General features: G+C 37.9%; 19 protein-coding genes. 2 read left to right on the top strand and 17 right to left on the bottom strand.

Features of this window, described 5'->3' with window-relative positions:
• Positions 1 to 4: 4 nt before the first annotated feature.
• The 17 genes from BM102_RS07105 to BM102_RS07025 form a co-directional block, all read right to left on the bottom strand.
• The gene (locus BM102_RS07105; protein ID WP_090480423.1) at positions 5 to 691 is read right to left on the bottom strand and encodes a DNA alkylation repair protein; all 687 of its coding nucleotides are present in this window, start codon (positions 689 to 691) and stop codon (positions 5 to 7) included.
• A gap of 3 nt (positions 692 to 694) precedes the next feature.
• Entirely contained in the window at positions 695 to 2,062 is a 1,368-nt protein-coding gene (locus BM102_RS07100; RefSeq protein ID WP_090480420.1) for a sodium-dependent transporter, read from the bottom strand.
• A gap of 111 nt (positions 2,063 to 2,173) precedes the next feature.
• Positions 2,174 to 2,647, bottom strand: a complete 474-nt coding sequence (locus BM102_RS07095; RefSeq protein WP_090480418.1) for a hypothetical protein — start codon at positions 2,645 to 2,647, stop codon at positions 2,174 to 2,176.
• The gene (locus tag BM102_RS07090) at positions 2,634 to 3,374 is read right to left on the bottom strand and encodes a hypothetical protein (RefSeq protein ID WP_090480414.1); all 741 of its coding nucleotides are present in this window, start codon (positions 3,372 to 3,374) and stop codon (positions 2,634 to 2,636) included. Before BM102_RS07090 ends, BM102_RS07095 begins: the two co-directional genes overlap by 14 nt.
• A 39-nt stretch (positions 3,375 to 3,413) precedes the next feature.
• A complete protein-coding gene (locus tag BM102_RS07085) occupies positions 3,414 to 3,662 on the bottom strand; it encodes a DUF1653 domain-containing protein (RefSeq protein WP_033154488.1) in 249 nt (82 codons plus the stop codon).
• Between the two features lie 169 nt (positions 3,663 to 3,831).
• On the bottom strand, positions 3,832 to 5,181 hold the full coding sequence (locus BM102_RS07080) for an MATE family efflux transporter (RefSeq protein ID WP_044938153.1): 1,350 nt from the start codon (positions 5,179 to 5,181) through the stop codon (positions 3,832 to 3,834).
• A gap of 448 nt (positions 5,182 to 5,629) precedes the next feature.
• Positions 5,630 to 7,087 carry a right-handed parallel beta-helix repeat-containing protein gene (locus BM102_RS07070; protein WP_090480411.1) on the bottom strand — a complete coding sequence of 486 codons (1,458 nt, stop codon included), beginning with the start codon at positions 7,085 to 7,087 and terminating at the stop codon, positions 5,630 to 5,632.
• A gap of 519 nt (positions 7,088 to 7,606) precedes the next feature.
• A complete protein-coding gene (locus tag BM102_RS07065; protein ID WP_090480408.1) occupies positions 7,607 to 8,620 on the bottom strand; it encodes a sigma-70 family RNA polymerase sigma factor in 1,014 nt (337 codons plus the stop codon).
• Entirely contained in the window at positions 8,610 to 8,966 is a 357-nt protein-coding gene (locus BM102_RS07060; RefSeq protein ID WP_090480405.1) for a sigma-70 RNA polymerase sigma factor region 4 domain-containing protein, read from the bottom strand. The genes BM102_RS07065 and BM102_RS07060 overlap by 11 nt, the downstream gene beginning before the upstream one ends.
• A gap of 86 nt (positions 8,967 to 9,052) precedes the next feature.
• Positions 9,053 to 9,247, bottom strand: coding sequence for a cold-shock protein (locus tag BM102_RS07055; protein ID WP_090480402.1), 195 nt, complete (start codon positions 9,245 to 9,247; stop codon positions 9,053 to 9,055).
• 4 nt (positions 9,248 to 9,251) lie between these two features.
• Positions 9,252 to 9,812: a coiled-coil domain-containing protein gene (locus BM102_RS07050; RefSeq protein WP_090480400.1), complete on the bottom strand. Its 561-nt coding sequence runs from the start codon at positions 9,810 to 9,812 to the stop codon at positions 9,252 to 9,254.
• A gap of 6 nt (positions 9,813 to 9,818) precedes the next feature.
• Positions 9,819 to 9,968: a hypothetical protein gene (locus BM102_RS14310; RefSeq protein ID WP_177194929.1), complete on the bottom strand. Its 150-nt coding sequence runs from the start codon at positions 9,966 to 9,968 to the stop codon at positions 9,819 to 9,821.
• 235 nt (positions 9,969 to 10,203) lie between these two features.
• The gene (locus BM102_RS07045; RefSeq protein WP_090480397.1) at positions 10,204 to 10,452 is read right to left on the bottom strand and encodes a Mor transcription activator family protein; all 249 of its coding nucleotides are present in this window, start codon (positions 10,450 to 10,452) and stop codon (positions 10,204 to 10,206) included.
• A gap of 271 nt (positions 10,453 to 10,723) precedes the next feature.
• Positions 10,724 to 11,011, bottom strand: a complete 288-nt coding sequence (locus BM102_RS07040; protein WP_090480394.1) for a hypothetical protein — start codon at positions 11,009 to 11,011, stop codon at positions 10,724 to 10,726.
• Between the two features lie 227 nt (positions 11,012 to 11,238).
• Complete coding sequence (locus tag BM102_RS07035; protein ID WP_090480391.1) at positions 11,239 to 11,643, bottom strand: hypothetical protein; 405 nt, start codon at positions 11,641 to 11,643, stop codon at positions 11,239 to 11,241.
• 308 nt (positions 11,644 to 11,951) lie between these two features.
• On the bottom strand, positions 11,952 to 13,871 hold the full coding sequence (locus BM102_RS07030) for a DNA primase family protein (protein ID WP_090480389.1): 1,920 nt from the start codon (positions 13,869 to 13,871) through the stop codon (positions 11,952 to 11,954).
• A gap of 50 nt (positions 13,872 to 13,921) precedes the next feature.
• On the bottom strand, positions 13,922 to 14,125 hold the full coding sequence (locus BM102_RS07025; RefSeq protein WP_090480386.1) for a helix-turn-helix domain-containing protein: 204 nt from the start codon (positions 14,123 to 14,125) through the stop codon (positions 13,922 to 13,924).
• Between the two features lie 276 nt (positions 14,126 to 14,401).
• Between BM102_RS07025 and BM102_RS07020 the strand changes: the two genes are divergently transcribed.
• Both BM102_RS07020 and BM102_RS07015 read left to right on the top strand, forming a co-directional pair.
• On the top strand, positions 14,402 to 14,761 hold the full coding sequence (locus BM102_RS07020; RefSeq protein ID WP_090480383.1) for a helix-turn-helix domain-containing protein: 360 nt from the start codon (positions 14,402 to 14,404) through the stop codon (positions 14,759 to 14,761).
• An 82-nt stretch (positions 14,762 to 14,843) separates the two neighbouring features.
• On the top strand, positions 14,844 to 15,125 hold the full coding sequence (locus BM102_RS07015; protein ID WP_090480381.1) for a hypothetical protein: 282 nt from the start codon (positions 14,844 to 14,846) through the stop codon (positions 15,123 to 15,125).
• The last annotated feature ends 133 nt before the right edge of the window (positions 15,126 to 15,258 follow it).

Below are 15,258 nucleotides of genomic sequence, written 5' to 3'. Positions count from 1 at the left end.
TTTATTACTTCCGTTTTAAAGATCTAAGATACTGCTTGTGTTCGTCTGTGACTCTATAGCTTTCAATAGATTTTTGAATAGCTTTATTATGAGTCCATTTATCAAGCATATTGTTTTCAATGTATGGCAAGGCTGCCTCATACTGCTTAGCAAGAGCTGTGGCGAAATACCATGCTATAGCCATATTTATGTAGTATTCATCAGATTTGACTGATGCAACTATTTTCAAATATTCTTCGTCGAAGTCTTCATCTAAAAACTGGGACATATATGAAACAATAGCAAACCTAATAGTATAGGTATCATTTGTACCAATCCATTTTAACAGCTGACCAGGCACCAAATCATGATTCTTTTTGAAACACTTTGGTGACATCTGGTCGCATGTAGCCCAGTTGTCCACATATGGAAGAAACTGATTAAGCCTAGTAATACACTCATCATAATCCTTGATTTCACTAATTAAAAATGCATGAATCTGATTTTCATCAAAATACTGATGTGGCAAATCATCAAGAAAATCTGCCACATCCTTTCGCTTACTATATCCTTTTGCAAGCTTGCGAAGGACTGGAGTGCGTACTCCGATAGCTGAGCCCTCTGCAATTGTAGGTGTAAGCTTGCTTTGAAAATCCCTATATTTAATATCCTGGTTTGCAAATAAATCTGCTCTGATTTCTTCTGTTATCATATTTTACATTGAAATAATCCCAAACACGTTAAGTATAGCACTAATCAAAATAATAACAACAAACAATGGGCAAAGGAATTTAATCATGAAAGAGAATACAGCCTTTCTCTTAAATGGATGATTCTCCTGCTCAACTTCTGCTTCCAGTCTTTCTACTGTCATAAACTTAGTAATAAGAATACATGTAGCAAGAGCTGCTATAGGCATCATTACTGAGTTTGTAAGGAAATCAAAGAAATCCAAGAACTGCATGCCAATGATTTTAACATTCGCAAGTGGTCCATTGCCAAGTGATGATAAGCTTCCAAGAACAACCATGATAACAGCCATAACGTTTGTTCCAAACTTTCTGCTCCACTTGAATTCATCTTCAAATGTAGAAACAGCACTTTCTGTAAGTGCAATTGCGCTTGTTACTGCAGCAAACAAAACTAACGCAAAGAAAAGAATTCCGATAATTCTTCCAAATCCCATGCTGGCAAAAATCTTTGGCATTGTGATAAACATAAGTGATGGGCCAGCATTTAATGTGCTTTCATCTCCTCCAGAGAATGCAAACACTGCAGGAATAATCATAAGGCTGGCCATAATAGCGATTGCTGTATCAAAAATCTCTACCTGCTTTGTGGATTCCTCTATGCTGACTTCTTTCTTTACATAAGAACCAAATGTAATAAGAATACCCATGGCAATTGATAATGAATAAAACATCTGACCCATAGCAGTAACAATTGTCATAATCGAAAAATGCTTAAAATTAGGGATAAATAAATATTTTACTCCACTAAATGCCCCTGGTCTTGTAACTGAATAAATGCAGATTATAATGGCAAGTACCACCAGGATTGGCATAACGAACTTTGATACTCGCTCAATACCATTTTCTACACCCTTGTAAATAACAAATAAAACTAATATCGTAAATACGATAAACCAAAACTCTGCATCATATCCATTTGTAATGAAATCTACAAAGAATGTGTCGCTTGCGATTTCATTTACATCTGCTCTGATATATTCAAATAAATACTTACATACCCAGCCACCGATAACTGAATAATAAGGAACGATAAGAATTGGAATGATTGCATTAATCCATCCTCCTAATCCCATTAACTTGTTGTGACTTAAATCCCTGAATGCCCCGACTGGGCTTTTGCCTGTAGCGCGTCCTATCGCAGTCTCTGCAACGATCATTGTGTATCCAAATGTTAAAGCAAGAACTATATAAACAATTAAAAAGATTCCTCCTCCATATTTAGCACATAAGTAAGGGAATCTCCAAATATTTCCTAATCCTACTGATGCTCCAGCTGCTGAAAGCACAAAACCAATCTTTCCCGAGAAACTACCTCGATTACCTTTCTTCAATTAATTACTCCTCCATGTTACTTTAATACTTTAAGCTGTTAAACTTGTACAGTAACATAGTATAGCAAAAAAAAATGCTTCAAGGAAGAGCCTTGAAGCAAAAATTTAAACTTATATTATATTTTTAATTCTAGTCATTCTTTCATCCAGTTCATGGTACACAGGCGTAAGTGGCCAAGGCATAAGCTCTATGTATTCTTTATCACCTGGATTTAATTTTTCTAGCTGCTTTATAAAGGCTTCATCCCGTTTATATAACAGCCTTCCGAAATCACATTGGACGTATTTCGTTTGTGAATTGTCGATTTGTTCAGTCACCCTCCGAAAGCTTATCCTACCAAAACTATCCTGCTCTTTGACGAAGGACGCTTTCTCATGGGACGCCTTTGGTTCTTCCAAGCTTATCTTTCCAATATTAAGAAAATGCTCCCACATATAGCCTGCAATCTTTTCTTTTGAGATAGGATAATCAAGCTCATCTGCTATCTGCGATATAGAATATCCCAGATCAGCAAGATGGCGTACTGCTCCACCTGCCGCAGCATCATTTATGAAATTCGATAAAGCTTTATTAAACTCTTTCATGACCTTTTCTGTTCTTTATAATACAAAGCTTCTCTTTGCAATTTGCACACTGCAGATGTTTATTACTTCCAAACCAAAACGTCTCTGGATGTTTCGCATAGCCCACTTCCCATTTAATAAGGACGATAAGCGCCGTAAAGAAAAGACTCCATGAAAAGAAATTCTTTATAAACAGCATTGGAGTAAACATCATGAAATATCCCCAGTCATAGATTCTGCAGTTGATACAGCATTTGTTGTGCATGATAAATGACTGAAACGGACAGAAAATAAGAATGCATATATAATCGCACAAATAGAAAAATACAGTCAGCATCAACATATCTGCAGCACCTATTACCTTAAAGAGATACAATACTGCAAACACAGCATTAAATGTCAACCAGACTAGCATTACAATCCAAGCTCTTACATTCATCTGCTGGACAAATTCTAAAAGATTCAGCCTTGAATAACCCTCAACTTCATCAAAGGTTTTGACATCACCTTTAAAGTAGGCCATAGAAAGATACTTATGGGGAATGATATGCTGTAGCATCATTATCATAAAGATTCCCCACAGTACATGTAATGGACTAATTCCGTACTCTGCAATACCAAATGTAAACTCGTGAGTCATAAAGCCAACAAGCATATCTTTACGAAAGATATATGCTCCAAATATAAATAGGAATACAAAAACTCTGAACCCTAAATTGATTAGAGCTCTTTTCATCATCTTGGTCATGTAATAATACCTCTCACAAAACATAAACCAATATATAAACTAATGATTCTTTTTGCTAGCAATCTCCTGAAGCTCAAATCTATATTTCTGAGTAACCTCTGGATACTTTTCATGATCCACTTCGGATAAAAACATTTCCTTTGGTCTTACCCACAAAGAACCATCATCGTACAGCTTGCGATATACTACCATTTCCTCCTGTGTCTCAGAATCCCTAGCTATATCCTCAACCAAATAATAATCCCCTTTGAAGTGTTTGTATACTCTGTGTAAAACTAATTCTTGCATTGTGTACTCCTTGTAAATAGTATCTATATTTATTTTATTACGAGATAAATATTACTGCAAATAAAAAAGCTCCAAGGAAGCAAGCTTCTGATATGTACCCTCCTTACTGAACTTTTCATTGTCCAGTAAAGAGGGTACATATCACCCAGGGAGTCTTTTTATTGCTACTTTATGCTATTGCTTTAGTTCTTTTGCCAATTAAACAATAGTATGTCACCATGAGCATCAGAAAAGCGCCTATCCATGCAGATACTTCAGAAATGGCAATTCCCTTAAATCCGTTCCTTCCTACCAAAAAGCCAAAGATCAGTCTCATAATGACTTCGAGCCCGCCTGAGAGCATTGGTATAAAGGTATTGCCCAACCCCTGAACAGAGTATCTGTATACAAAAAGCCAGCCCAGGGCAAAAAAGCTTATTCCCATGATCGGCATGAAATCGGTACAATAACCGATTATCATGTTGTCAGTCAGCAGCATCCTTGCCAGGCTTCCGGGCACAAATATCATAAGGAGCGATATAGGCACATTCACAAGTGTAGAGAGCATCAGGCCCTGTCTTACTCCTGTGCGTATCCTGTCATATTTGCCAGCGCCCTTATTTTGCCCCACAAAGGTCATCATGGAAAGACCTACGGACATTCCGAACTGCTCAAAGAGTGATGCAAATTTCATGCAGGCTGAATAGGCTGCCACATATGCGCTTCCCATAAGATTTACGAAGTACTGCAATACCATGGTCCCTGCAGCTGTGACCGAATTCATAAGTGCCACAGGAAGTCCTATTTTCATCAATTCAACCAATATATTCTTTTCATCTGCTTTTTCTGACGTGTCTTTTCCCAGACTCATAAAATCGATAGTTCTAAGCTTTTTAAGGCACAAAAGGTATGATACAAACTGAGAGACCACTGTTGCCACTGCTGCTCCGACAACTCCGGTGCCAAAGGCCATTATGAAAATAATATCAAGCATGATGTTCACGAGTGATGAACAGATCATAGCAGTGAAGGGCGTTCTGGAATCTCCCATTGACTGGAGAATTGTAATCTCAAGGTTATTCATAACCGTCACTACAATTCCCAATAAGATCACAACAAAATATCTATACGAATCGTCAAAGATATCTTCAGGAGTGTTCAAGAACGTCAGCATCTTATTAAGCAAAGAAACGCATACAACAGTAAAGGCTATTCCAAACGTGATACTGAGCTTCTTGGCTGCTCTGATGTATGCATTCAGCATAGCCATATCGTTTTTTCCAAAGCTCTGGGCAAAGGTTATGCCAAATCCTCTGGTCATCCCCACAACAAATCCAAGTATAAGGAAGTTAAGTGTCCCGGTTGCCCCAACAGCAGCCAGCGCCTGATCCGAGATTCCCTTGCCAACTATAATGCTATCCACAAGACTATACAGCTGTTGGAAAAGATTTCCCCATAATAAGGGCAAAAAGAACAGTATGATCTGTTTCATACTGTTTCCTGAGGTCATATTTTGTGTGGTCTGTTCTGTATTTGTCATGGCCGCTCTCTTTGGTCTTTCTCTTGATGTTAATTATTTAATAGTTAAGATCATTTAAGTATCCGGGCTATTCCCTTTGCAAGACGCAAATCCGCATCTTTGAAATGATTTCCGGGATTCATTTCAAACGTAGTTTCTATGCCCTTATTCTTGTATTAATCATAAACTTTTCCTGTCTTATCTTCAACTGTGCTAAGAAGCGCGTTGCGAGTGCGTGCCTCTCTATTGCCAAGGGGGCATCTCCTCATTCCAGTTAATGGTCCCTGGGGACGAGGTTAGGGACCATTTTTCACGCGAAAAAAAGACCCGGTACAATGTACCGAGTCTTCTGTAATCTGCCATAGCAGATGATTATCTCTTTGATAATTCCTGACCGCATAACTTCAGCATTTTTCAGCACTTTGTGTATGCTATGTTACTAATATAAAGGAATTATCTTTTTCACTTATCAATTGACCCTTTTCCTTCTTTGCTGAATCTTATCATATATTGTGAATCCAATCAAACCAAACAGAAGAACATTGGTCACTGTTCCTGTCCAGTCTGTTTTCTGACCCTGTTCCAGTGTGTCAGATTTCCCCTGTGTTGGACTTTCTGAACCATTGTTGACCGATTCCACACTTGATGACTTTGGGACTGAATCTGACAGAATCTGACCACTTTCTGACTGTGTTCCTTCAGGGTCACTGACAGTGATTGTGATGTTATTATTCACAATGACATTCCCTTCATCATCCTTCTGTTTGTCTGTGGTCACTGTCACCACCTGTGGTGTCTGTCCTTGGTTCTGTGGTGTCTGTGATGACTGTGGAAGGTTTGTTGTGGTTGTTCCCTGTGTTCCATTGGTATCAGGTACAGTCACATTGATTGTGGTGTTTCCTGTGGACTGTGTGACTGTCTGTGTGGATGGACTGGAAGAAGTTCCACCTGTTGTCCCTGAAGATGTTCCTGAACCACTGTCAGTGTTTCCTGTGTCATCCTGTGAAGGTTGTTCTTCTTCCTTGGTGGATGTCTTCAGGGTCAGATTCATTGTCCCTGTGAAGGTGTCAGGAACTTCCTGAAGGGACTGTGTGTCTTCATTGAACCAACCATCAGACACCAATGACAATGCATCCAGTTTGGTTGTCAGGTCTTCCAATGAATCATTCAGGGTCAGTGTTCCTTCATTGTGGATGTCCTGTCCTGAACCATCACAAGTGTTTCCATATATCAGACAATCTGTGACTGTCAGATTTCCTTTGTTGGATATTCCACCACCATTCCCTGAAGAACTGTTCCCTGTGATTGTGCATCCAGTCATTGTGACATTGGAAGAAGAATGTCCAATGTAGATTCCACCACCTTCATTGTCTGCATAACCTGTCTTGTTTGCCTTTCCACCTGTGAAGGTGCAATCTGTCAGGGTATATGTTCCACTTCCAAGAAGGGACAACTGACCACCCCTGTTCCCCTGTTGATTGTCCTTGAAGGTGCATCTTTCAAAGGTGCAGAATCCATTCTGCCAAACCTTCACACTTGTGTCTGAACAGTTCTTGAAGGTGCAGTCATTGAAGACTGTTTCACAGTTGGTTTCAATCATTGGTGAAGAATATCCACCACCATCAAAAGTGATGGATTGAAACATGACAATGTCTGTGTCAGACCATTGGACATATAGTCCACCACCTTCAGACCTTGTGACTGTCTTTGGTTTGGATGCATCACCAAGGGTCACAGTCCTGTCAATGTTGAAGTTTCCTGTCAGGTTGATGACATCCACATCTGAATTCAATGCAGAAATGAATTCATCCAGTGATGAAACATCAACACTGGATGATTCTGCAAGGACTGGAAGACCTGAACCACCAAACAACCCCAAACACAAAACCACCACAACCACCAAACCAATCATTTTCTTTTTCATCATTTCATCATCCTTTCTGTCCTGAAAAGTCAGGAAAATTTTCCACTGTCAATTATAAATTGTTTGGTGTACAATTAAAGGGACACAAAGTGTCATCATTCATTCATTTTTTGTGGAACTGACCACATCAGACCAGTGAAATCAGAAGGGAAGAATCCAAGAAAGATTCTTCCCTTCACTATTGCCTGATGTTATAATGTATATGTAACTATTGATGATGACTTGTGAATGTATCTTCATATCATTATTCATGGTTCTACAACATCATATATTTTTTCATGAAGACCTGATTCTGTCAGGTCTTCTGTGTTTTATGAAAATATGCTATAATGTGATTGACTAAAGAAGTCATTCATCATTTGTATATTTTCATCTATTTCTGTCCTATGTGATAGAAGAAAAGACCATTGTGAAAACATCCCCTTTCACAGTGGTCTTCTTAATTGCATAGAGCAAACCAATATATGAAGAATACAGAAAAACAGGGAAGAATCCCTGTTTCCTGTTTCTATAAAGTCACTATTATCCGTTTACAATCTGTGAAAACAGGTCTTCAGCCTGTTCCACCATGTCATTCCAATCAAATCTGAAGTCCTTCTTCTTCATCTTTTTCTTCTTGGTGTTCACTTCCTGAACCTTCTGCATGAACTGGACTTCCTTCAGACATTTTTCAGCCTGTTCTTGAAGTTGAACATGTTTCAGTGCAATCACTTCTGTTGGTGATGTGTGTTCATCCACACATCTTTTCATTGACATTCTATAAGATAACTTGCAGTCATAATCAAATTCAAGTCCAAGTCTTCTGATTTTCTTCATTCCCTTCAGTTTCTTCAATGCATCCTTTTCCCACTGACTGACCGCCTGTCTTGACACATTCTTTTTGATTGCAATGTCTTCCTGTTTCATGTTGTTCCAATACCTGTCCTGAATACATTCATGAAGTTTTGGTGACAACATTTCAAGACATTCCTGAATTGTGGTGGACAGTTCTTCTTCAGACAATCTGTCAACAATTTCCTGTTCCATGTCCTGACCTGAAGGAATAATGTCTTCCAATGTTTCTGCACATTCATTCATAACCCTTGAAAAAGAATCCATTGAAGTTGAATTGAGTGCATCCATCAAAGAATTAAATGTTTCAGGTGCTATTCCAAGACCTTCAATGACATCATCTTTTTCAGGTGGTCTTCCATTGTCTTCATGAAACTGATTGCAGAATTTCACATACTTGGACACCATCTGTCCCACACCAACAGGAAGTCTGATGTTTCTTCCAGTCTGACAATACAGACCGCAGACATTTTTGACACCCCAAACCAAACAGGTGGTGAACTGTCCCCTTTCAGGATTATATTTTTCAATTGCCTGTTCCAGTCCAAACCATGATTCTTGAAGAAGGTCTTCAATTTCACAGATTGCAGACAATGGTTTGATTGTTTTATAAATCAATCCCCTGTTCTGTTCAAACAAAAGAAGTTTGTTGGACTGAACATCTTCACCCTGTTTGATTTTCTGAACCAGTTCTTCATTTGTCATCCTGTTTCAATCCTTTCATTGTCTTGGTCTTCAGTTCAATGACCTGTTCCTGTGTCAGTCCTGTTTCCTTTGCAACCTGACCAACATCCATTCCACAAAAGAACAGACCAATGATGACTTCCTTCTGTGTGTCATCCTTCAGGGTGTCCACTTTCTTCCTGTGGTTTTCCACAATCTTCTGACTGCATTGGATGTCCTTCATATATCTTTGGGACACCTTCTTCATCCTGTCATTATATTTTGAACTGTTCCTTTTCTTCATGTTGTCCCTGATGAATTCCAGTTGTCTTGTTCCTGACTGTATGTGATACAGTGCGGACTTCAATTCCTTTTCATCAAATACCATACAACCACCCACCTTCTTCTGAATCTTAAAAGTGGGAAGGACACAAGACCCTTCCCACCTACACAAATGACATTTGTTTGAAACTATTATATTGCTTTGACATTGACCGCCTTCAGGTTTTCCCTTGATTCTACCAAGTCAAAAGAAACCTTCTGACTACCCTTCACAGGGAAGGATTCAATGTCAAGTCCTGAAAAGTGTGCATAGTAGTCAACACCATCATCACCTGTTATGAATCCATAACCCTTGTCAAATTTCCATGCTTTGATTTTTCCTGTCATAACCTTATCCTTCCAAATCTTTGATTCTACTATCAAGTGACTGTTTGAAGTCTAAATCAAGTGGATTATCCATAAAAGGATAAAGACTGAAATGTGTTCCACCAAAAATTGTCTGTGAAGAAGTCTTCAGTGGTTCAGTTGTCTGAAGCATGTTAAAACATGCATGTGCTTCAGTATAGATTCCACCAAGGTCATCAATAGTCTTCTGTAACTTAACACTTTCAGCCTTGACCTTCTTCAGACCTTCCAATGACTGTGCATTGTATTCAGAAACAATTTCCTGATACATTTCTTCCCAAGAATCTTCATCAATAACAGGTGACTGTTCCAGTTCCTTCAGTCTGTCCTGATACATTGAAATTCCTGTTTCCTTCAGGTCAATCTGTGCCCTTGTATTGACAAGTTCTTCAGGTGTTCCATCAATCAAAAGTTGTTCCACCTTTTCTTTCAGAACATCCCTTTCCTGAATCATTGTGTCAATCTTGGTCTGCAAATCAGAAACCGCCTTTGACCTTTCATCCTTGATGTTCTGAATCTTCTTTGTAAATTCATCATAAAATCCCATTGTTCATTATTCCTTTCTTCCTGAATACTTGGAAAATGCATCCACCCACTTCTGTTCAGATTCTTCTGAATGACTGGATGTCTTTTCCTGTCCCTGATACTTTTCTTTGAGTGCTTCAGCAAGGGAAGAAGGATTCTGTTCTTTTACTTCATCCATTTCTTTCCTGTCCTTTCTTTTTCAATGTTCCTGTTCTTCAATCCCTGATACAATTTTTACAAGTTATGTCTTGGAAGGGATTCTTTCAGTCCAAGACTGACAACCTGTGTCAGTCCTGAACCGAAAATAATATGTATTCAAAGGAAATTCCTTGTACACTTTAATGATAAAGAAAAACACTGGAAACTTCAGTATTTTTCCAGTGTTTGAAGAAAGTTGGACAGTTCTTTTCCTGTCATTTTTCTATCAGTGGAAGGATGTCATATATCCTTGATTTTGACATCTGATATTTTTCAGAAAGTTCATGGATGGTCAGACCCTTCCCTTCATTCCAGTCCTTCCTGATTGCTTCATTTCTTGCCTGAATATTGAAACAGGGTGTGAAATAAATTGTTTCACCATTGAAGGTGTCCAGTAGTTCAAAGAATTTATCATCACCAACTGTTTCCATCAGTCTGACCAACTTCCTTTGATTCTTTGTCATAGGTCATCACCACCCTTCACAAGAAATTCTTTTATCACATTTGATGTTTCTTCCTTTCTTCAGATAACAGATTGAAAATAGTGTCTTCCTGAATTTCCTGATACTTCTGAAAACATCCATCACAGAAACCTGTTCACACTTCACATCTGCAAATCTATTTATCATCATAACCACCACCAATCTTTTCCATATTATCGAAACAAGAAGTGAAGAATCCCTGTTTTCAGGGACTTCACATCCTGTCACCCCTTATTTGTCACTTGGTTTGTTACTAGTTAAAGAAATTGAAGGCAATCACAGACAACCATCCACAACATGAATCATGTCCTGTGACAGTCTTCAGAATCCTTTCTGCATCCTGTGAACCAATGAAGATGTGTTCACCCCTGTCAGGGACTTCACAGGTCACAGTTCTTTTCTTCAGCATTGGAAGACATTCCTTCCAGTCAAGGTCAACCATCTGACAAATGTCCTGAAGACTGTACATGGTTCTTGTTCCTTCTGTGGTCATGATTAGTCTTCCATATTTTTCATTGATAATTCTGAATGTTCTTTTCATTGCAACACCACCCTATATAAATAAAAAAAACTAACTATAACTAACAAATTTCAACATCCCTATATAAATAAAATGTCAACTTTTTTCAACCTTTCTTTTATTTCCAACACCTGAACCCTTGAAAAATGGGGATTCCTGAAAATCCATGTCCTGAAAAAATCTTCAAAAACATGGAATTTTTCAGGAAAAACCTTCCATTTTTTCTTCAAAAACCTTGTAAAAATCCGTCAAAAAATGTGAAAATGCTGAAAATATCCACCTTTTACAACTTCATGTTCCCTTTTTTCCATGTGATGTCTGCAATAATTCACTGCATTTGACACAGACCAATTCAGACCAATCCATTTCCCTTCAGGAAGAATCCCAAGACTGGACATGACCTGATTCAAGAAAATACCAATCCACAAACTTCTGTGAAAATATGATTCAGGATGCATCCCATTTCCTGACAAATAAACCTGATAGAAATGATTGTTTCCATCTTCAATCCTGATATATTCTGATTCAGGTTGAAAATTCCAGTCCCCATCAACATTTTCTTTGGTCATCCAACCAATCCACTTGATTCCTTCCAGTTCATCAATTGTCTTGACCTGTTCCATTCTTTCTTCATGTGGTGTCATCATTCGCATTATTCTTCACCTGTTCCTTTCATAATTCATTCAATTTTTTGAGTTACTACGGTTGAACCGTAGTATTTTTACCCTTCTGACTACGGTTCAAACCCTTGATTTTACTGGGTTACTACGGTTTACTACGGTATACGGTTGAATATATATTCTTATATTTTTCTTTTTCTATATTTAATAACTAATAAACACATAACTATTATTTTTATTAAAATATAGAAAACTAACCGTAGTAACCGTAGTAATTCAGTATTTATAAGGGTTTCAACCGTAGTTCTAACCGTAGTCAAACCGTAGTCAACCGTAGTTTTTTATTTCAGGAAGACTTTCTTTGTCTTCTTTTCCTGTTTCTTTCCTACCCTGACCAAGACTTTTCTTGGTTCGGTTCTTGACCCAAGGTGTTGATTCATCTGTTTGACAAAAGTTTCCTTTTTCATGGTTGTCATCATTCCATCCTTCAGACAAAAGTCTTGGAATCTGATGAAGACATCATCTGTGGTGTGGTTCAGAATTTCAGATTCATCAACTTCTTCCATGAACTGAAGAACAGGACTGTTGTCCCTTTCAAATTCATCCAGTTGTTTCTGAACCAGTTCTGATTCTGTGAATCCATTTTCCAAAATATTCTTCAGACCATTCACACCAAGTCTGATGATGTATTCTGCAACTTCAGGTGTTTTCAGATTCCATGTGATGTGTTCACTGTACCCTTCCTGACCCTTTTTGAATGTTGCATTGAATGGAATTATTTCCATTCTTCTTTTAATTGCATAGAATCCCTTGTTCTGAAACCTTGGGATTTCATTTGTTGAAAACAATAATTTGCAATAAGGCTTGAAGAAGAAAACATCCTGTCCTTTATCTTCTGCCTTCAAATCATTTCCACTTGTCAACTTCTTGAATGTTGCAATCTGTTTTCCTTGAAGAAATTCATCATTGATGTCATCACCTATATTTGCAAGTTTTCCAACCATTGAAGATGTTGAAAACCTTTCTGCAACTTCTGAAAGGTCAAGTGATACATAGTTTTCCCTTCCAAGAACAAACTTCAGCATATCTAAAATAGTTGATTTACCATTTGCACCTGTTCCAGTCAGTATGAAAGACTTTGATTTTTCATTGCTTCTGTAAAAGCAATATCCAAACATTTCTTCCAACAATGCCCTGATACCTTCATCACCACAGGAAACATTGTCAAGAACTGTGTCCATTGCTTCACTGTATGCATCAGGATTCCAGTCCCAAGGAATTCTATTGGTGATAATATCTTCAGGACTTGATTCCTTCAGTTCCATGGTCTTCAGATTCAATGTTCCATTATTGAAAACAATCAGGTGTGCATTGTCTTGTTCAAGTCCTTCTTCTTTGGTTCTGATTTCCAAATACTTCAGGACTTCATTCCTTTGACTGGACTTGATTGAAGGAAACAAATCACACATCTTGTCTTCAATGGTCTTGTGTCCTGAAACATAGATTCCTTTTGATTTGTCATAGACATATAACAGACCACCAATCTTCTTGATATAAAATTCAGTCTTCAGGTGGTCTGCAAATTTGTCATGAAGGAATGTCTTTCCATTAAAGAAAACAGGCTTTTCAAATGCTTCATCCCTTAAAATTGTTTCAAGTTCATCATCAGAAAGTGATTCCTTCAGAATGTACTTGTTTGCAATCCTGATTGAAGTTCTTATATCTTCAATTTCAAATCCCTGTCCCTGAAGAATTCTTTCATATCTGAAGAAATCATTGTTCCTTCCATCACCTGTCTTCATTCCAAGAAGGTTGATGTCAGTTTTAACTGGTTTTAACCACACAGGAAGTTCCTGATATTCCTGACCTTCATCAATGTCCCATTCACAAAACCTGTCTTCATCATTGAACTTCAGGACTTCTGTGGAATTTTTACATCCAACTTTGATGTCCACTATCAGACCACATGCAGTCTTTGTGTGGGTATAGCATTGTTTCACATCAGTATTCTTGAACAAAAAATGTCTTCCCCTTGTGGTTTGTAAAACCTTGCAGTCCAGTTGTAAATCTTCAACAATTTTCATGAGTATTTCAGACTGTCCACTGTCATCCACATCAATCAGGATGGTGTTCATATCTAACACACCTGCAAATTCTGAATACTTCTGAACCTGTTCCAAGGTCATAAGTTCTTGACCACTTTTGAACTTCTTCAGTGGTGCTTTGTCCTTTGTTGGCACATAACCCCTATACAGATTCATGTTCCATCATCCCCTTTCTAATTTCTTTCATCATGTTCTGTCCCTTCCTTTCAGTCCATGTCTTCAATGATGTCCTGAACAGAAACATTCAAAGCCTTTGCAATCTTTCCAATGGTTGAAGGTCTTGGATTCTGTCTTCCAAATCTGACATCACGCAATGTGACAGTAGATATTTCAGCCTTTTGACATAGTTCTGTTAGACTGATACATTTTTCAGCCATAACCATTTGAAGTTTTCTGGTAGATAATTTCATTGTTCCTTCCTTTCCGCAAAATCACTGGATTCTGCATCATGATTGTTTTTTATGTGTTACTAATATAGACTTGACAGATGGTTTTCTTACTATTACAATCAGAATTACATAAGGTTTCCATCTGTTATTAGTAATATAACACATAAACTATATGTTGTATAGTGTAAAAATTATCGTCACTACATGTTGTTGATGATTTCCGCTGAATAAGTTCAACAAAACAGATGCAAAACCATCACAACCTGTGTTAGAATGGGAACATAGGTGGTGATATATGTGACAGTAGGACAAAACATTAAAGCCATCAGGAAGGAAAAGGGAATCACCCAAAAGAAACTGTCTGAACTAACTGGAATATCAGAAGTCACAATCAGACAGTATGAAGCGGAAAAATACAAACCTAAACTGGAACAGGTCAAAAAGATTGCAAAGGCATTGAATACAAGTCCTTTCAATATCACACAAGACCTTGACAGAATCAGGACAGATGTTTCCACTTATGAATATCTTTCAGATGTTTATGGTGATGAAATTGCAGAAACTATTGGAAAGTTCCTTTCCCTGAATGATGAAGGCAAAGACAAAGTATCAGAATATATTGATGACCTGATACAGTCTGCAAAGTACAAGAAATAAGGACACCCATTCAAATCTTAATGAATGGATGTCCTTATTTTTTTATTATCAACCAAGTAAAGAAAGGAACAGGTGAAGAACAATGCAAATGACAAAAGGACAGTATGAATTCATGACCACCATGAAAGAAATTGAAGGGAACACAGAACCAATCAGGAACATGGAAGTCATCACCCTTGGAAAGTATCATTCTTTCAGGGTCACCACTGACACAAAGAAGATGACTGTGACCATCACAGAAGGACATCAGATTCACAAGGTCATCCAGTTCCTGAAGAACCTTCAGACAGGTCTTCAGATTGAATTCTATGACTATGAACAGTTTTCACAGACTGTTGGTCAGGTTCTTTCAAAGATTGCCTGACACACAAAAGGACAGTCCTGACTGCAATCAGTGACTGTCCTATTCTACCAAGTACACACAGAAAGGTTTTCCTGTCATACCAGTCCACAACTGTATTGTATCAGTGAAAGTCCTTTCTGTCACCAATATGAAA

The sequence above is a fragment of the Pseudobutyrivibrio sp. JW11 genome, assembly GCF_900115355.1.
GTDB classification, from domain to species: domain Bacteria; phylum Bacillota; class Clostridia; order Lachnospirales; family Lachnospiraceae; genus Pseudobutyrivibrio; species Pseudobutyrivibrio ruminis.
Note: the sequence above shows the minus strand (reverse complement) of the source record. Positions and strands in the feature narration are given on the sequence as shown.